Genomic DNA, 17,789 nt, shown 5'->3' on the forward strand with positions numbered 1-17,789 from the left:
CCTAGTCTCAAACTTGTTCGATATCATAAACTTACTCGGGCTGGCATCAAGCATAGAAATCAATTCCGCGGTCGTTTGTCGATTCCCTCGACAAACTCATGCCGGCGCCCGTGACCTCTGCCTCAGTTTGGCCTGTTTCGGCAAAAGATCCGCTGCCTTTTTGCCCCTGCTGGCCCTGACCGGAGAAGCCAGACTGCCCCTGTGACTGCTGTTGCGGCTGTTGCTGCACCTGGGTCTGGCCAAGCTGGATGCCCTGCCCTGCCAGCATATCACGCAGCCGGGGCATGGCCTGCTCCAGCATTTCCCGGGTCTGGCCATGCTGGACCACGAAATGCACGTTGGCCTGGTTGGAGGAGTCTATCTGGATCTGGATCTTCATCTTGCCAAGCCCGAGCGGGTCGAGCTGGATCTCAGCCTGCTGCAGCTTGTCCGCCAGCATCAGGTTGACCTTCTGGTGCAACTGGGCCGGCGCCTCCGGGTCGGCCAGCTTGAGGTGGGGCAGATTGGCGGGATCCCGCCGCGCAGCCAGCTCGGCGGTGGCAGGCCGGTTGTCATGACCGACCACCTGGGGCTGGCTGTTCTGTTGCACCTGCTGACTGTGGCTGCTCTCCGGGGTGGCGGTCGTCTCACTGCTACCCTGGCTGGTGCCGCGAGCCAGCTCTGCCGCCTTCTGTTTCAGGTCAACCTTGACCTCGCTTCGGCCTCTGGCGCTGTCGCTGCGCTCGGTGGCTTCCATCTGCTTGAGTCCGGCCGACAGGCTGGCCAGGGAGGCTTGCGGGCCCTGGGGTTCACTGCTGGCCAGCACTTGCTGCGGCGCCACCAGCACGGGCTCGCTCGGGGTGGCGGCCGGCGCCGGCGTGCTGCCAGCTGCAGGCGCGGGCTGGCTCTCCGTCTTGGCCGCCGTCGCGGGTTTGGACTGGCCATCCACCCCGGCAACGCTCTGCAGCTGCGCCTTTTCAGAGGTCAGGTTCGCCTCGCCATCGGCCCGGCTCATCCCCTCGGCAAACGCCCTGGCTGCGCCCGGCTGAGCGGCCACTGTGCTGTGGGTGGTCTGCAGCGGGGAAGGCTTGGCAGGCTCATCCTTGCCGGCCATGGGCGGCACCACAGGCTTGGCCCCCTTGTCTGCACCCTCCACCTGGATTTGGACGTTCTCCTTATCCTGCCCGCTTACCGCGGCAGCGGCTGGCACCTTGCTCTGCAAGGCCGCCCGCTCGGCGGCGGAGAGCTCGCTTTTGCTCCCCTTGGTATCTTTGCCATTTTTATCGGCATGTTGGTCGGCATTGGCGCCACTCTCCTTGCCACTGCCCTCTTTCCCGGTTTCCTGCAACTGAGCCGTCAGGGCGGCGTCATCCGTCACGACGGCATCCGGCTGTGCGGCTTTCGCATCAACCGGTGTACTTGTTTCGCCCGTGAGCAAGCTGGCAGCCTGACGGGCCAGCGCGGCGGCACTGGTCGTCGTCCCCTGCTTGTCACCGCTGCCGGCGAGCGGCTGGGTGAGGGTGGTCGATGCCTCGGCCGACGCAGCCTGCGCGTCATCCGGCGGCAACATCTTGCCGTCCGTCTCGACTATTGGGGCGCTGGCGACCAGAGTGATGGCCGCCGGGGCGACCAGGGAGGTGTCCTGTTTGAGGGCATCCTGCAGACGCTGCAGGAAGTCGTTGGGGGTGAGGGCGGGGTCGGGATCGCTCCCCTTCTGTGGCTTGTCGTCGGCGCCAGCGGCCTCTTCGGCTTCATTCGCCAAAGATTTGGCAGCCTCGCCCTTGGCGTTCTGCAGCGGCTTGTCGCTCTCCACTGCACCGGCACGCTCCGGCCCGGTGCCAGGCCGCGACCCGGTCTTGCCATCAGCGTTGGCAACATGGCCATCGGCTTTGGCATTGCCCTTGCCGGCCTGCTGCACCCGGTTCATCACCTCAGAAAAGCCGCCCTTGCCGTCGCTCTGCAGGGCTCCTTCGCTACCATCCTGACTCGCCGTCAACACCGCACTCTTGTCGGCAGCGGCGGCTGTCGGTGCGGCGGAAGAATTGGTTAACAATGTCTGCATCATGGTGAAGATTCCTGACGGCATTCGGCTTCGGGTTTCTCCTCAGATCCCCGCAGGGAGTGAGGCGCACACGGGATGGCAAGAAGAAAGCAAGTTACAGGCCAGAATGGTGGAAACGGCGCAGCGTGGCGTACTCATCCAGCATCTTCTGCTCCTGGCGCTGGGCTTTAAGCTGCTCGCGCCCCGCCTGCTTGGCCAGCAGCAGCTCCACCGCCTTGCGCCGCTGCTGGGCGGCCAGCCACTCTTCACGGCGCAGCTCCAGCGCCTGGCGCACCTGCAGTACCCCTTCGTACTGCTGGGTCGCCGCCTGCTCGAGCTTGTTGATGAAGGCGTGATACTGGCTGTTCTGCTGGGCACCGATCCCCTGCAGACCGCGGTCGGTCCACTGCTGGTGGTAGATCTGGCGGTACTGGTTGAGCGCATCCTGCTGCTCTAGGAAGATTTTCAGATCCTGCTGGGCCTTGGCCAGCGCCAGCGCGGCCTGCTGCTCAGCCTCCACCAGCCGCTCCGACAACATCATCAAGCCTTTACTCATATCACGCCTCCCCTTCATCTTCTCGTCAACGCATCAGCGGCATGGCCACCAGCTGCAGGGCCTGCAGGCCGGCATCGTAGTGAATGACCTCGCGCATTCCCTGCTGCAAGAACTGATCCAGATAGGGTTTCTGGATGATGGCCCGGTCGATGCGGGGATCGGAGCCCTGGCTGTAGGCACCGATGGTGATGAGATCCCGGTTCTGCTGGTAGAGGGAGTAGAACTGCTTGAGGGTGCGCGCCAGCTCCATGTGCTCCGGCGAGGTCACCATGGGCATGACCCGGCTGATGGACTTCTCGATGTCGATGGCCGGGTAGTGGCCGGAGTCGGCCAGCTCGCGCGACAGCACTATGTGGCCGTCGAGGATGGCCCGCGCCGCGTCGGCGATGGGATCCTGCAGATCGTCCCCCTCCGTCAGCACGGTGAAGAATGCCGTGATGGAGCCCTGGCCGTCGCTGCCGTTGCCGGCCCGCTCCACCAGCGCCGGCAATTTGGCGAACACCGAGGGGGGATACCCCTTGGTGGCCGGTGGCTCCCCCACCGCCAGGGCGATCTCGCGCTGGGCCTGGGCGTAACGGGTGAGCGAATCCATCAGCAGCAGCACGTTGAGCCCCTGATCGCGGAAGTACTCGGCGATGGCCAACGCCGTTTCACACCCCTTGAGCCGCATCAGCGGCGAGGCATCGGCCGGCGCCGCCACCACCACGGCGCGCTCGCGCCCCTCCTCCCCCAGGATCTCCTCGATGAACTCCTTCACCTCGCGGCCCCGTTCGCCGATGAGCCCCACCACCACCACATCGGCCACCGAGCCGCGGGTCATCATGCCGAGCAGCACGGATTTGCCGACGCCGGAGCCGGCGAACAGTCCCATCCGCTGGCCCTGGCCCACGGTCAGCACGGCGTTGATGGCGCGCACCCCCACGTCCATCGGCTGATGGATCGGACGGCGAGAGAGCGGGTTGATGCGGTGCTGGGCAAACTGCACCGTCTGGGAAGAGAGGATGGGACCGAGCCCGTCCAGCGGCTGGCCGATGCCGTCGATGACCCGACCCAGCAGGTTCATGCCGACCGGAATGCCGTGCTCCTCGGTGATGGGCACCACCCGGGCGCCGGGAATGACCCCCTTGAGCTGTTCGCTCGGCATCAGAAACAGGCGATCGCCGGAGAAGCCGACCACTTCGGCCTCAAGCGATCCATCCTGGGTTTCGATGCGACAGAGTGCCCCGATGGCGGCGCGGCAGCCGATGGCCTCCAGGGTCAAGCCCACCACCCGGGTGAGCTTGCCGGCCACCGGGGGTTTAGGGGCGATATCGCGTACCCGATACCCCTGCAACCGATTGAGTAACGAGCCGCTCATCCGGCCTCCTGAAAGCTGGTGTTGAATGCGTTGAAAAATAGGCTGGGCAAGCAGGCAGGGCCGCTAGCCACGGCCATCCTGGCCGGCATTGTCCCGCAGAAAGTTGCGCAGCAGCTGGTCGATGCGCCCGGCGAGGGTCAGATCGATGCTGGAGAGCTCGGTGGCCAGTTGCAGATCGCCGGGGGAGAGGGTGGGGTCGCTTTGCAGTCGCCAATGACGCTTGGCACACTCCTCGGCGCCAAATGCCTGCTCGACCCGGGCCAGATCGTCCGGATGCAGCATCAGGGTGACCCCCAGCTCGGCGGCAGGCAGCAGCGCCAGCCCCTGCTTGAGTGCTTCGAGCAGCAGCCTGGGCGAGGTCTCGGCTTCATGACGGATGAGGGCGCGGGCCAGCTGCATCACCAGCGCGATGAGCTGCTGCTCCACCGCGCTGTCCAGCTCCTTGAGCGGGTTGGCGAGGCGATCGATCAGCCCCTGCCAGTGGTTCATCTGCTGCTCCACCAGCTCGCGGCCGAGGGCCAGCCCCTCCTCCTTGCCCTGCTCCAGTCCGGCGGCATGGCCCTGCTGCAAGCCTTCCAGCTTGCCCTCCTCGAGCCCCTTGGCGTAACCGGCTTCACGCCCCTCGGCCATCCCCTCTTCCCAGGCGGCCTGGCGAATGGCTTCCAGTTCCTCGGCGGTGATGCTGGGGGCCGGCTCCTCGGCCGGCTCTTCGACCGGCACCTCTTCCTCCTGCCGATACCAGTCCGGGGTCAGCCCGAGGGCATTGGTCTCGACCTCTGCCTCGACCTCCATCTCCGGCCAGCCCCAGGTCTGAACCTGGCTCTCGTCCCCGTCGGGTCTGACATAGCCGCGCAGTTTGTTGTTGTTCATCTGACCGCCGCACTCCTCGTCATCGCGCTGCCGGGAGTGCTATGCACGTCGATGCGAGCGTTCATCAGAGGAACTCCTCGCCGCCACCGGCACCCAGCATGATCTCGCCGGCATCCGCCAGACGGCGGGCGATGGAGAGGATCTCCTTCTGGGCGGCTTCCACTTCGGAGACCCGGATCGGCCCCATGGCCTCCAGATCGTCCGCCAGCATCTCGGCGGCCCGCTTGGACATGTTCTTGAAAATCTTCTCGCGCATCTGGTCGTCGGAGCCCTTGAGGGCACGCTGCAGCAGATCGCCAGGCACTTCCCGCAGCATGGTCTGGATGCCGCGATCGTCCACGTCGATGAGGTTCTCGAACACGAACATCAAATCCTGGATCTGCTGGCTCATCTCCTCGTCCGACTCGCGGATGGAGTCCATCAGCTGACCCTCGATGTTGGTGTCGAGGTAGTTCATGATGTTGGCCGCCGCCTTCAGGCCGCCCATCTTGGCTGCCTGGGCACCCGCCGCACCGGCAAACTGTTTCTCCATGATGTCGTTGAGCTCTTGCAGCGCAGCCGGTTGCACCTCTTCCAGGTTGGCGATACGCATCACCAGATCCAGGCGCACCTGCTCCGGGAACTGGCTCAGGATCTCGGCGGACTGCTCCGGCTCCAGATAAGAGAGGACGATGGTCTGGATCTGCGGGTGTTCGTTCTGGATGATGCTGGCCACCTGGCGGGCATCCATCCACTTGAGGGAATCGAGGCCGCGGGCACCGGAACCCAGGATGATCTGGTCCACCAGGTTGCTGGCCTTGTCTTCGCCAAGGGCGGCCACCAAGGCCTTGCGCACGAAGTCTTCGCTGCCGATACCGATATTGGTGTACTTCTGGATGTCGTCGATGAATTGACGGTGGACCGCCGCCACCCGGTCGTGACTGAAATCCGACATGGAGGCCATCGACATGCCGAGCCGCTGCACCTGCTTGGGCTCGAGATGGCGGAAGATCTGGGCGGCGTCCTCTTCGTTGAGGCTCAGCATCAATACCGCCGCCATCTCCATGCCGCTCATCTGATCCAGGATCTGGCGCTGACTGTCGGTGATGTCATTGCCGGTGACCTGTGTCTTGTTTTCGTCAGCCATCTTTGTTCGCTACCCATTCTTTAATGACCTGTGCGGCCAGATCCGGTTCGTTCGCCACCAGGGCACGTACCGCCTTGAGCAAGTCTTCGTCACGGTGCAGATCCGGCAGTTTCAGATGGCCGTCACGTACCCCGAACACCGGCTCGGCTTCGGCCTGAGCCGCCAGCAGACTGAGCTCGTCATCCCCACCCAGCACGGTGTGGTTGTCGAAATCCAGTTCCCCTTCCGGCTTGGCATCCGGATAGAGCAGGCGCTTGAGCATGGGGCGCACCACGGTGACGATCAGCACTATGATGACCAGCACGGAGGCGGCGATGCGCACCGCGCGCCAGAACCAGGGCTGCTCGTAGAGCGGCGCCTCGGCTACGTTTTCAAGCTCGGGCCGGTTGAACGGGATGGCGACCACCTCCAGAGTATCACCACGGGTCACATCAAAGCCAAGGCCGCCGCTCAGCAGACGACGCAGGGTATCGAGTTCGGCCTGGGTGCGCGGCTCGCGGCTCACCTTGCCATCGGCGGCAGTGGCCGACTTGTAGTCCACCGCCACCGAGACGGTCATGCGGCGAATGCCACCCATCTGGCGCCGGATATGGCTGACGGTGGTATCCAGTTCGAAGTTGCGGGTCGCCTCCTTGCGGGAGCGGCCGGAAGAGGACGCGGTGGTTTCGGCGTTGGGGCCGGTCGCCTGCTGCGGAATGTTGGAGGCGGCGGGCGGCTGGTTGGAGAGCGCGCCGGGCACGCCACCGTTGCTGCCGTTGGCGCTGTTCTCTTCCATGGTCATTTCGGAGCGCACCGCCGGCAGGTCCGGGTTGTAGGTCTTGCGGGTCTGCTCCTGCTGGGAGAAGTCGAGGGAGAGGTCGACCTCCGCCGTATAATTGTCGGCGCCGAGCACCGGGATCAGGATGGCGTCAATTTTTTGTTTGTATTCCAGCTCCTGCTTCTGCTGCATCGCAAACTCCTTGCGAGTCTGGGCAGAGACGGGATCCTGGGAGCCGGAGTTGAGCAGGCGGCCGTTCTGGTCGGTCACGGTGACGCGGGTCGGCTCCAGACCGTGCACGGCGGAGGCCACCATGTCGACGATGGAGTCCACTTCCCCCTGACCGAGGGCATTGCCCTTGAGGCTCAGCACCACGGTGGCGCTGGGCTTGCGTTCGTTGCGGGCAAACACGTTGTCTTTGGGGATGGCCAGCAGCACCTGGGCCTTGGCCACGTTCTGGAACTGTTCGATAGCGCTGGCCAGCTGGCGCTCGCGGCTCAGCTTGAGCCGTTCGCTCTCCATCCGCTGGCTGACCCCGAAGCTGGAGTCCTTGAGCAGAATGTCTTCCCCATCGGTGCTGGCGTCAGTGGCGTTGGCCAGACCGGCACGGGTCAGCGCCAGCCGGATGTTGGAGAAGTTTTCGGCATTGACCAGCACGCTCTTGCCATCCACCTGATAGGGGATCTTTTGCTGATCGAGGAAGTCGAGGGTCTTGACCAGCTCCTGGGTGGTGTAGGTGCCAAGGGGACGCATGTCCGGCTCCTTGCCCCACAACAGGATGAAAACGGCGATGGCCAGACAGATGGCCAGCCCCAGGATCAGGGTGATCTGGCGCAGCACGTCCGTGTTGGAGAGGAAGCCGAGTGCCGAACTCTTCTGCTCATTCTCATCGAGGGCGGCGGTGCCCTCATCGTTCATCAGCAGTTCGCCGTTTTGATCAGTAGCCACGATTTATGTCCTTATTGCTGACATGTTCATGATGCTCAGTCGCCATGGGCCTGAGTTACACCGGCATGTTCATGATGGTCTTGTAGGCATCGACCATCTTGTTGCGCACCTGCACCGTCGCCTCGAAGGCGATGGAGGATTTTTGTCCGGCGATCATCACTTCGGACAGGTCGACCGAGTTGTCGCCCATGTCGAAACGGGTGCGCAGATCGTTGGCGGCCCCTTGCAGCTCGTTGACGTTGCCAAGGGCCTGCTGCAGCAGTTGACCAAAATCGGAGCTGACCTGACGGCCAGGCTGGGTGAGCGGCGTGGCGCCGGCTTCCACCTTGAGGGCCTGCATCTCTTGCATCAGGCTGCTTGCACTGATTTCCATATTTCATCCCCAGACAAATCATTGACACTGACAGGCACCAAGCAATAAGAGTGCCAATTAGGGAGAAGTACCCTCGAAGCTGGGGTTCTTATGGTCGCCGGATGATGGGCCGGCCCCTCAGGGGCGCGGCACTGCCCCCTCCCCCAGCAACAACCTCAGATAGCTCAGGTGGAGATCGTAGTGCTCCCCGGCGGGCAGCTTGACCAGCACCTCGTCATGCAGGTAGCCCGCGCGGCTCGCCGCCAGCTCGGGGGGAACCAGTCCTACCGCCACCAGCCTGGCGACGATGGCCTGCGCCAGGGCCATGGTCGCCTCGTCGGCACGCCCCCAGCCGAAGTGGCCCTGGTATGCCGCCCCCTCGGCGCCGGGCTCGAGGGGGGAGACCAGATCCCCGCTGACCCAGAAGGCCGTGGGGATCCCCTCCTGCAGGCGCAGATAGATGCTCTGCTTGTCCCACTCCCGACGCAGGGCTCCATCCGCCCCGTCCTGTGCTGATGCTTGTGTCATGCCACTCTCCTTGTCTTGCTGACGAACCTGGCTGCGCCCATAAAAAAGAGGGCCTAAGGCCCTCTTTTTACTGTAATTCGCACCAATTAAACAGACGGCAATCCGCGCCGTGTGAAGAAAAACTGGCGGTTGCTCACCCTCTGCTCAATCAGCGGGTCAGATCCTTGTCCACCCAGTACTTGGAGCCCGAGATATTGGCGTCCAGCAGCAGCCCCTTTTCGCCGATCTGGTAGATGGCCATGCCGCCGTTGTACTTGGCGGTCAACTCGGCGCTCTCCTTGCCCGCCACGGCACCCACCTCGGAGGTGGCCTCCCAGCCCTGGCTGACGAAGGCATCGAACCTGGCCTTGTCCTCAAACAGGATCACCTGCTGATAGAACTTGCCGCCCAGCCCGGCCGCCAGCCCGGCACCGAACATCTTCATGTAGGTGTGCTTGCCGGTGGCACGGTTGACGGCCACCCCGGCCCCCTGGTTGGTGTGCAGCATCAGGGAGAACTTGCGCGAGTCGAACACCGCATAGCCGTATGCCTTGTCAAACAACAGCTTGGCCGAGGGCTGTTCGTTGAACAGCCGCACCAGGGCGGTGTCGGCCATGGTATTGAGGGCGAGGCGCGCCTCGTCCGCCGTCTTGGGCTCCAGCATCTCGTCGAGCTTCTTGTCGGCCACCGCCAGCCACTCCTTGCCGGTGGCCACGCTCTTGTCGGTCCAGGCGCCGGCGGTATTGAACGCCTCCGAGCCCCACTGGGAGACCGAGGCCCAGGTCGCCTTGGAGAAATCGGTGACGCTCTGCCACGCCTCCTTGCTGGTGTCGCTCACCGCGTTGCCAAGCTCGGTCGCGGCCGCCTTCACCTTGGCCCAGTCGGCCAGGCCAGGGGCCGAGGTCAGCGCCAGTGCCGTGGCTATCACCAGGAATCGAATCTTCATGCTGTTTCCCCCGCTGTGATGAGTCGAGGGTCACAGTAGCAGATCCGGCGCCCACCCGGTAAGTGCATCTGCACCCTCCGGGTCAGCCGGTGACGCTCGGCCCCGCTCCCTGTCAACGCAGCCGCTTGCCGTGCTCGTCCACCACCTGCTCGCCATCTTCCTTGGCGAAGGCCCCTTTTTGCTGATCGGGCAATATATCGAGCACCAACTCCGAGGGGCGGCACAGTCTGGTGCCAAGGGGGGTGACCACTATGGGACGGTTGATGAGGATGGGGTGGGCCAGCATGGCGTCGATCAGTTCGTCATCGCTGAAGCGATCTTCTGCCAGAGCGAGCGCCTCGTAGGGGGGCACGTTCTTGCGCAGCAGCTCGCGCACTGGCATCCCCATGGCGGCGATCAGCGCCACCAGCTCATCGCGTGAGGGGGGCGTCTCCAGATAGTGGATGACGGTCGGCTCAACCCCGCTGTTGCGAATAAGCTCGAGGGTGTTGCGGGAGGTGCCACATTCCGGATTGTGATAGATGGTGATTGCACTCATTGGCATGTCTCTCATGGCTTAAGTGAATAAAAACATTGGATAAAAAGGGTTAGCGGCCATCTGTTAACGGCTTAGCCCCGCTTCGTACCAGGGTTTGCTGGCATTGACGATGCGCACCACCAGCAGCATGACCGGCACTTCAATCAGCACCCCGACCACGGTGGCGAGCGCCGCGCCGGAGTGGAAGCCGAACAGGCTGATGGCGGCGGCCACCGCCAGCTCGAAGAAGTTGGAGGCGCCGATAAGGGCGGAGGGGCAGGCCACCGAGTGCTTCTCCCCCACCTTGCGGTTGAGCCAGTAAGCGAGCCCCGAGTTGAACAGCACCTGGATCAGGATCGGTACCGCCAACAGGGCGATGACCAGCGGCTGCTCGATAATGGCGTTGCCCTGGAAGGCGAACAGCAGCACCAGAGTGAGCAACAGGGCCGCCACCGACCAGGGTTGGATGCGGGTCATGACGCCGTCAAAATGGGCCTCTCCCTTTTTCAGCAAAGCCTTGCGCAGCAGCTGGGCGATGATCACCGGGATGACGATATAGAGCACCACCGAGGTGAGCAGGGTATCCCAGGGCACCACTATGCTGGAGACCCCGAGCAGCAGCGCCACCAGCGGAGCGAAGGCAAACACCATGATGAGATCGTTCACCGCCACCTGCGACAGGGTGAAGTAAGGATCGCCATTGGTGAGGCGGCTCCAGACAAACACCATGGCGGTGCAGGGGGCCGCCGCCAGCAGGATCAGCCCCGCCACATAGCTGTCGAGCTGATCCGCCGGCAACCAGTCGGCAAACAGCACCCGGATGAAGAGCCAGCCGAGGAAGGCCATGGAGAAGGGCTTGACCAGCCAGTTGATGAAGAGAGTGACCCCAATCCCCTTGAGGTGCCCCTTCACCTGATGCAGGGCACCGAAGTCTATTTTGAGCAGCATGGGGATGATCATCACCCAGATAAGCAGCCCCACCGGCAGGTTGACCTTGGCCACCTCCATGGCGCCGATGGCTTTGAAGAGTTCAGGCAGGCCCTGCCCTAGCCCAATCCCCACCAGAATGCAGAGGGCCACCCAGGCGGTGAGGTAACGTTCAAAAAAGCCAATCGCCGGTTGGCTCTTGGCATCACAGGTTGCAGACATGAGGGCTCCCGATGCGGTCATCCCGCATCTCTTTAGTTAACGACAAATGTTCATCCGCCCCGGCCACGCGGCCGGGGCCCTTGTTCAGTGATGCTGACTGCTCAGTGGTGCTGACAGAGGCGGCGCAGGGCATCCGCCCCCACCGGCTCCTCGGCAAGCAGCGGCACCACGGCGTAGCGGCTGGCGTGTTGCTGCTCGACCGCCTCGACATGGGGCAACTGGCGCTCGGCCCGCAGTTGCAGCAGCGGCGAGCTGACCGCGGCTTGCTGCAGACTGTGGTTGATAAGCCAGGCCCAGGGCTCGATGCCGGCGCGGCGCAGATCGGCTTGCAGATTGGCCGCCTCCTGCACCGGGGTGGGCTCAGGCAGGGTGACGATCAGCACCTTGGTCTGCTTGGGGTCCTGCAACTGCATCATGGGGGTGGTGAAGTGCAGCCCCTTGCTTCCCATCTGGCGGGCGATCTCCCTGTGGTAGGCGCCGGTGGCGTCGAGCAGCAGCAGGGTGTGGCCGGTGGGGGCAGTATCCATCACCACGAAGCGCTTGCCCGCCTCGCGGATGATCCGCGAGAAGGCCTGAAACACGGCGATCTCCTCGGTACAGGGGGAGCGCAAGTCCTCCTCCAGCAGCGCCCGCCCCTGCTCGTCCAGTGCCGCCCCCTTGCTGGCCAGCACCTGGGCGCGGTAACGCTCGGTTTCGGCACGGGGGTCGATGCGGCTCACCTCGAGATGGGGCAGACTGCCTGCCAGCGTCTCGCCGAGGTGCGCGGCCGGATCCGAGGTGGTGAGGTGAACCGGCAGGCCGCGGCTTGCCAGCTCCACCGCTACCGCAGCGGCCAGGGTGGTTTTACCCACCCCGCCCTTGCCCATCAGCATGATGAGGCCGTGACCGTCGGCGGCCAGTTCGTCCACCAGCGAACTCAACTCGGGCTGGACTGGCAGATGGGCTGACGTTGCCAGCGATGCCTGCCCACCAGCATCCTGTGGTTGCAGCAGCTGGCGCAAACTGTCGAGCCCCACCAGGTTGGTGGCCAGCAGCGGCACCTGATCCCGGACCAGCCCCTTTATTCCCTGCGGCATATCGGCGAGGGCCTGCTGCTCACGCCGCCAGATGGCCTGCGCCAGCGTGTCACCGGCAATAGCGTCCTCGGGGAAGAAGCCATTGATCACCAACTGCTGGTTCGCCAGGCCGATGGCCGCCAGCTCCTCGTGGGTGCGGGCCACTTCCCGCAGGGTGGAATGCTGGGCGCGCGCCACCAGCATCAGCCGGGTGCGCACGCCGTCGGCCAGCGCCGCGACGGCCTCGGCATACTGGCTGCGCTGTTTCTCCAGCCCCGCCAGCGGGCCCAGGCAGGAGGCATCCCCCTTGCCCTGCGCCAGAAATTCGCTCCAGGCCCCCGGCAGCTGCAACAGGCGGATGGTGTGGCCGGTGGGGGCGGTGTCGAAGAGGATATGGTCGTACTCCGAGCGCAGCGCCGGGTCGGTGAGCAGGGCGGTGAACTCGTCAAAGGCGGCGATCTCGGTGGTACAGGCGCCGGAGAGCTGCTCCTCGATGCTGCGCACCACTCGCTCGGGCAGCTTGCCGCGCACCGGGCCGACGATCCGCTCCCGATAGGCTTTGGCCGCCGCGGGGGGATCTATCTCCAGCGCCGACAAACCGGGCACAGCGGCGATGGCGGTGATGCGATTGCCTATGTCGGTGGCAAACACCTGCCCCACGTTGGAGGCGGGATCCGTGCTCACCAGCAGCACCCGTTTGCCGGCGTCACAGAGGGCCACCGCACTGGCGCAGGCCAGCGAGGTCTTGCCCACCCCGCCCTTGCCGGTGAAAAAGAGAAACGGCGGCGGATTGGTCAGAAAGTGATACATAGCCTCTCCCGTTACGACATGGCTTGTAATATCAATGTCTTAGCAGCAACCGCTACCAGGACGGCAGGCCGCTTTCACTATGCCCTTGATGGTGGCCTGCGGCGCGGGCAGTCCGGCATAGCGGGCCAACTCGCCGCGGCTCGGATAGCGGCCGGTCAGCACTACCTGACCCTCCACCAGCACCAGCGGCAGCCCATCCTCCCCGGCGTGGGTCAGAAAGGCGCTGACCGCAGGTGTTTCGGCAAACTGCAGCGGCTGCTGGGCCAGATTGAAACGCTCGATGGCAACGCCCTGCTCCCTGGCCCAGGCCAGATCGGCGGCAAAGGTGACCAGCGCCTGATCGACCTCGGTGCCGCAGACGCCGCTGGCGCAGCAGAGGGCGGGGTCGAAAATCTGAATGACTGACATGGCATTACTCCTTGTGGCAGCAGGGCTGCGCAGGCAGCACATGGGGTGAGCAAGTAGACTCGGCGCGCATCATGCCGCACGCCTCCGGATGGCCGGCGCAACACTCCTCGGTGAGATAGCCGATAAGGTCCAGCATCAAGGGGATATTGGCGCGGTAGCGCAGGAAGCGCCCCTCCTGCTCCACCGACAAGAGGCCGGCATTGAGCATCGCCTTGAGATGAAACGACAGAGTGTTGGGGGCGATGTCGAGCTCGCCGGCCAGCTCGCCCGCGACCCGCCCATCCAGTCCCGCCTTGACCAGCAGCCGCCACACATCGAGCCGGATCCCGGATGCCAGCGATTCAAAGACCTTGGTGGCCGTCTCTTTGTTCATGTTTGTCTCTCGTTGGATGCGCCTTTATTTCAACTATACAAGAATCATTGAAATGATCAAGTTGCCGCCAGCTCTGCTCGTGAAGCCGCAACCTCCCTCTCAACAAGATCATGCCTTTCAATTACATTTTTCTTTAATTTGCATATGCCATTTATGCGGCGTATATGTGGCATATGCAAATTAGGAGTCGTTATGCCGAGACCGAAAATAGCCCGTCGTATCTGCGGGCGCCCCGCCAACAGCTGCTTCAAGCCCAATGGTGTCCCCATGCATGAACTGGAGCAGGTGGCCCTCGCCGCCGATGAGTTTGAGGCGCTGCGCCTGGTGGATCTGGAGGGCATGCAGCAACAGGAGGCCGCCCGACTCATGGGCGTTTCTCGCCAGACCTTGGCCAATACCCTCAAGCGCGCCCGCTACAAGGTGGTGGAGTGCCTGAGCTCAGGTAAGGCCCTGTTGATGCAAACCGACGTCCCGCAACCCGGTGGAGAAACCGCGTAATGAACCAGAACGTGAATACAGCAGCCGTGCCAGGCAACCATGCCATCCTGTTGAGCCGGGGCCGGCCATCCGCCCACGTCAGCCGGGCTGAGCAACTGCAGATTGTCAGTCCAGCCGGCGAGGTGCTCGCGACCATGTCCAACCCAGCCAACGGTGAGGGTTGCCGTGGCAAACAGGCCCTGCTGGCGACGCTACAGGCCCATGCCGTCACTCAGGTGCTGGTGCGAAACATCGGTGAGCACATGCTGGGCCGACTGCTCGATGCCGGGATATCGGTATGGCAGTACCGCTCGGCGCACCTTGATCTGTCTGCTGCCCACCTTCAGCCGCTGACCGACGCCAGCCAGGGCAGTCCGTCACGCCGCAAGGCCAGCAAGGCCGGAAGTCTTATCAAGGGGATCCAGCCATCCTGCAACGGCCGCAAGGAAAAACAGATCGGTAGGGAAAGTGGTTGTCACCAGGCGGAGCAGTGCGGCTGCAATCATCAACAGGGGGACAAATCATGTCACACCTGCTGCTGAGCATGCTGGCCTCCTTCGCATTGATCCTGGCCATGAGCGCCCTGCTCTGGTGGCGCCAAACCCGGCTAGCGGCAGAGCGCCAGGGCACTAGCGACCGGCCTTGTGGCTGCGCAAGCGCTTGCTCCGAGCATCTCTATCAAATTGCAGAGCCCGCCCCCAGGCATTCACCCCGGTAGGCAAGCCGACCCTAGCACCGAGAGCGTGAACAAGAGGTCAAGTTATGGCCGGATCCCGATACTGCTGATGGATGGCGCGAAACGCCTCCTTGCTGCGCAACGCCGACGCGACACAGACGGGGTCGAACTGGCTGCCTGCATGGGTCTTGAGGTACTCGAAGGCCGTCTCGAACGGCCAGGCCTGCTTGTAGGGACGCTCGCTGGTGAGCGCGTCGAACACATCCGCCACCGTGACGATGCGGGCCTCCAGCGGGATCGCCTGCCCCGCCAGCCCCTCCGGGTAGCCCTGGCCGTCGAAACGCTCATGATGGTAGGCAATGATGTTCTTGAGCATGTCGGTGTGATGGATGCCGTCCAGACCAAACTCCTTGATCATCAGGGCGATCATCTCCCGTCCCTTGAGCGGGTGGATCTTCATCACTGCGTACTCCTCCGGGGTCAGCTTGCCCGGTTTGAGCAGGATGGCGTCCGGCACCGCAATCTTGCCGATGTCGTGCAGCTCGGAGAAGAGATGGATGAACTCCACCTCCTCGTCGTTGAGGGGATAATGGGCTGCCACCTCGCGGGCGATGAGCCGTGAATAGGCTGACATGCGGTGCAGATGGTTGGCGGTCTCCTCGTCCCGGTAGCGGCTGAACTCCCGCGCCGTGGTCAGCGCCCCGTTCAGGGTCTGGATGGAGAAGAACTCAACGGCGATGATGGCTGCCAGGATCTGGGCATAAGCCGCCAGCTCACCGCGAATGGCTGCATCGAAGTAGCCGGGCTCCCTGGCATCGCAAAACAGAAAACCAAACAGCCGGCTGTTGAACAGCAGCGGCTCGGTGTAGCTCGACTCATAACCGGCCGCCAGCAGCTTGCGGCTGTGCTCGGCGGGGGACCCCTGCAGCGAGCCCAGGGTATCGAGCACCCTGGGTTGCTGGCGCTCGGCCAGATAGCGCAGGGAGGGCACCTCGCTCAGCTTCACCTCGTACTGCAACAGCGGCGAGCCCCCCTCCGTGCTGTGGGCAAAGGTCTTGAGCTTGTCCGTCTGCTGGTCATAGATGGCGACCGCAACCCGGCTCAACTTGTCAAACCGCTGCCTGAGCGTGGCGTGCACGTTCTGCACTTTTTCGCCAAATGAACTCTCCATCCCGCGCGTCCTTCTGCTATTCCTGCAGGGAGTATAGTGACCCCTGTTTTTACTCTCCTGCCAAATTGACTCAAGCGTCAGCAACAAACATCAGGGCCCCGCAGACCGGCCGGCAAGGCCTGTTGCCACCATGGTTTTCTCCTTTGACGGCCCATTGTGGCCCGGGCAAAGAGATTGTTCGCTTCCGGCGTGCCGGCTGTATAGTTTTTGGTTAGCCATTCCGGTAAAATCCGCGCCCTAAAACTAGAGCCACCTAAGAGTGATTGAGCGATGTCCAACACAAAACAGGCCCCCAAAGTAGGATTCGTCTCCTTGGGTTGCCCCAAAAACCTGGTCGATTCCGAGCGCATCCTGACCCAGCTGCGTACCGAAGGGTACGACGTGGTGCCCAGCTATGACGATGCGGAGCTGGTGGTGGTCAACACCTGCGGCTTCATCGACAGCGCGGTACAGGAGTCGCTGGAAGCCATCGGCGAGGCCCTGGCCGAAAACGGCAAAGTGATCGTCACCGGTTGCCTCGGCGCCAAAGAGAACCAGATCCGCGAGATCCACCCCAAGGTGCTCGAGATCACCGGCCCCCACGCCTATGAAGAGGTGCTCGGCCACGTCCACAAATACGTGGAGAAGCCGACCCACAACCCCTTCACCAGCCTGGTGCCGGCCCAGGGCGTCAAGCTGACCCCCCGTCACTACGCCTATCTGAAGATTTCCGAAGGCTGCAACCACCGCTGCACCTTCTGCATCATCCCCTCCATGCGCGGGGATCTGGTGAGCCGCCCCATCGGCGAGGTACTGGCCGAGGCCAAGCGCCTGAAAGAGGCCGGCGTGAAGGAGATCCTGGTCATCTCCCAGGACACCTCCGCCTACGGCGTCGACGTCAAGCACCGTACCGGCTTCTACGACGGCATGCCGGTCAAGACCAGCATGGTGGCCCTGTGCGAAGAGCTGGCCAAGCTCGGCATGTGGGTGCGCCTGCACTACGTCTACCCCTACCCGCACGTGGATGACGTCATCCCGCTGATGCGCGACGGCAAGGTACTGCCTTACCTGGACATCCCGTTGCAGCACGCCAGCCCGCGCATCCTGAAACTGATGAAGCGTCCCGGCTCCGTCGAGCGCACCCTGGAGCGGATCCAGAAGTGGCGCGAGATCTGCCCCGAGATCACCCTGCGCTCCACCTTCATCGTCGGCTTCCCCGGCGAGACCGAAGAAGAGTTCCAGATGCTGCTGGACTTCATCGACAAGGCGGAACTGGATCGGGTCGGCTGCTTCAAATACAGCCCGGTCGAGGGCGCCAAGGCCAACGAGCTGCCGGATCCGGTGCCGGCCGAGGTGCAGGAAGAGCGCTTCCAGCGCTTCATGGAGCTGCAACAGCAGGTCTCCATCCGCAAGCTGGCCCGCAAGGTCGGCAAAGAGATGCTGGTGCTGATCGACGAGGTGGACGAAGAGGGTGCCACCGGCCGCTCCGCCGCCGATGCCCCCGAGATCGACGGTCTGGTCTACCTGAACGGTGAAACCGGCCTCAAGCCCGGCGACATGGTCAAGGTCCGCATCGACGAAGCGGACGAGTACGACCTGTGGGCCAGTCTCATCGACTGATCCCCGATAAGCACCAATAAAAAGCCAGTCAGCCCCTGACTGGCTTTTTTGTTGGTGCCTGCGCCGCCCGCTTCGGGTGCAACAGGCATAAAAAAAACCTGCTCCGAAGAGCAGG

The 17,789-nt window shown here is 63.6% G+C and carries 18 protein-coding genes; 3 read left to right on the forward strand and 15 right to left on the reverse strand.

The features are described from left to right. Positions 1-46 precede the first annotated feature (46 nt). The 14 genes from AB5Y81_RS07160 to AB5Y81_RS07225 form a co-directional block, all read right to left on the reverse strand. On the reverse strand, positions 47-2,044 hold the full coding sequence (locus AB5Y81_RS07160) for a flagellar hook-length control protein FliK (protein ID WP_279484637.1): 1,998 nt from the start codon (positions 2,042-2,044) through the stop codon (positions 47-49). A gap of 91 nt (positions 2,045-2,135) precedes the next feature. Next, positions 2,136-2,576 (reverse strand): flagellar export protein FliJ, encoded by a 441-nt coding sequence (gene fliJ, locus AB5Y81_RS07165; protein WP_005298769.1) that lies wholly within the window; start codon positions 2,574-2,576, stop codon positions 2,136-2,138. Positions 2,577-2,601: 25 nt separating this feature from the next. Continuing rightward, on the reverse strand, positions 2,602-3,933 hold the full coding sequence (fliI, locus tag AB5Y81_RS07170; protein WP_279484638.1) for a flagellar protein export ATPase FliI: 1,332 nt from the start codon (positions 3,931-3,933) through the stop codon (positions 2,602-2,604). Between the two features lie 63 nt (positions 3,934-3,996). Then, on the reverse strand, positions 3,997-4,803 hold the full coding sequence (fliH, locus tag AB5Y81_RS07175; protein WP_279484639.1) for a flagellar assembly protein FliH: 807 nt from the start codon (positions 4,801-4,803) through the stop codon (positions 3,997-3,999). Between the two features lie 64 nt (positions 4,804-4,867). Further along, positions 4,868-5,929: a flagellar motor switch protein FliG gene (gene fliG / locus AB5Y81_RS07180; protein ID WP_005298762.1), complete on the reverse strand. Its 1,062-nt coding sequence runs from the start codon at positions 5,927-5,929 to the stop codon at positions 4,868-4,870. Beyond that, a complete protein-coding gene (gene fliF / locus AB5Y81_RS07185) occupies positions 5,922-7,634 on the reverse strand; it encodes a flagellar basal-body MS-ring/collar protein FliF (RefSeq protein WP_005298761.1) in 1,713 nt (570 codons plus the stop codon). The genes fliG and fliF overlap by 8 nt, the downstream gene beginning before the upstream one ends. Before the next feature lie 55 nt (positions 7,635-7,689). After that, entirely contained in the window at positions 7,690-8,007 is a 318-nt protein-coding gene (fliE, locus tag AB5Y81_RS07190) for a flagellar hook-basal body complex protein FliE (protein WP_005298759.1), read from the reverse strand. A 117-nt stretch (positions 8,008-8,124) separates the two neighbouring features. Continuing rightward, positions 8,125-8,514 (reverse strand): hypothetical protein, encoded by a 390-nt coding sequence (locus AB5Y81_RS07195; protein WP_024942923.1) that lies wholly within the window; start codon positions 8,512-8,514, stop codon positions 8,125-8,127. Positions 8,515-8,662: 148 nt separating this feature from the next. Beyond that, a complete protein-coding gene (locus AB5Y81_RS07200) occupies positions 8,663-9,439 on the reverse strand; it encodes a hypothetical protein (RefSeq protein WP_010634629.1) in 777 nt (258 codons plus the stop codon). Positions 9,440-9,551: 112 nt separating this feature from the next. Next, the gene (gene arsC, locus AB5Y81_RS07205) at positions 9,552-9,977 is read right to left on the reverse strand and encodes a glutaredoxin-dependent arsenate reductase (RefSeq protein WP_026141739.1); all 426 of its coding nucleotides are present in this window, start codon (positions 9,975-9,977) and stop codon (positions 9,552-9,554) included. 63 nt (positions 9,978-10,040) lie between these two features. Then, entirely contained in the window at positions 10,041-11,105 is a 1,065-nt protein-coding gene (gene arsB, locus AB5Y81_RS07210) for an ACR3 family arsenite efflux transporter (RefSeq protein ID WP_017778748.1), read from the reverse strand. A 101-nt stretch (positions 11,106-11,206) separates the two neighbouring features. Then, positions 11,207-12,970: an arsenical pump-driving ATPase gene (gene arsA / locus AB5Y81_RS07215; RefSeq protein WP_279484640.1), complete on the reverse strand. Its 1,764-nt coding sequence runs from the start codon at positions 12,968-12,970 to the stop codon at positions 11,207-11,209. 39 nt (positions 12,971-13,009) lie between these two features. Beyond that, positions 13,010-13,378 carry an arsenite efflux transporter metallochaperone ArsD gene (gene arsD, locus AB5Y81_RS07220; RefSeq protein WP_279484641.1) on the reverse strand — a complete coding sequence of 123 codons (369 nt, stop codon included), beginning with the start codon at positions 13,376-13,378 and terminating at the stop codon, positions 13,010-13,012. Positions 13,379-13,382: 4 nt separating this feature from the next. Further along, positions 13,383-13,751: a helix-turn-helix transcriptional regulator gene (locus AB5Y81_RS07225; RefSeq protein ID WP_005298747.1), complete on the reverse strand. Its 369-nt coding sequence runs from the start codon at positions 13,749-13,751 to the stop codon at positions 13,383-13,385. A 192-nt stretch (positions 13,752-13,943) separates the two neighbouring features. On the opposite strand from AB5Y81_RS07225, the gene AB5Y81_RS07230 reads away from it, so the two are divergent. Beyond that, positions 13,944-14,249, forward strand: coding sequence for a DUF134 domain-containing protein (locus AB5Y81_RS07230; RefSeq protein ID WP_206865582.1), 306 nt, complete (start codon positions 13,944-13,946; stop codon positions 14,247-14,249). Beyond that, the gene (locus AB5Y81_RS07235) at positions 14,249-14,770 is read left to right on the forward strand and encodes a NifB/NifX family molybdenum-iron cluster-binding protein (protein ID WP_206865583.1); all 522 of its coding nucleotides are present in this window, start codon (positions 14,249-14,251) and stop codon (positions 14,768-14,770) included. The genes AB5Y81_RS07230 and AB5Y81_RS07235 overlap by 1 nt, the downstream gene beginning before the upstream one ends. 213 nt (positions 14,771-14,983) lie before the next feature. On the opposite strand, the gene AB5Y81_RS07240 is transcribed toward AB5Y81_RS07235, so the two are convergent. Further along, positions 14,984-16,075, reverse strand: a complete 1,092-nt coding sequence (locus tag AB5Y81_RS07240; protein WP_139725475.1) for an HD-GYP domain-containing protein — start codon at positions 16,073-16,075, stop codon at positions 14,984-14,986. A gap of 270 nt (positions 16,076-16,345) precedes the next feature. Here AB5Y81_RS07240 and rimO point away from each other — a divergent pair, with 270 nt between their 5' ends. Next, positions 16,346-17,674, forward strand: a complete 1,329-nt coding sequence (gene rimO / locus AB5Y81_RS07245) for a 30S ribosomal protein S12 methylthiotransferase RimO (protein ID WP_279484643.1) — start codon at positions 16,346-16,348, stop codon at positions 17,672-17,674. Positions 17,675-17,789: the final 115 nt, after the last annotated feature.

This window comes from Aeromonas sp. s2 (genome assembly GCF_040907935.1).
GTDB lineage: Bacteria > Pseudomonadota > Gammaproteobacteria > Enterobacterales > Aeromonadaceae > Aeromonas > Aeromonas dhakensis.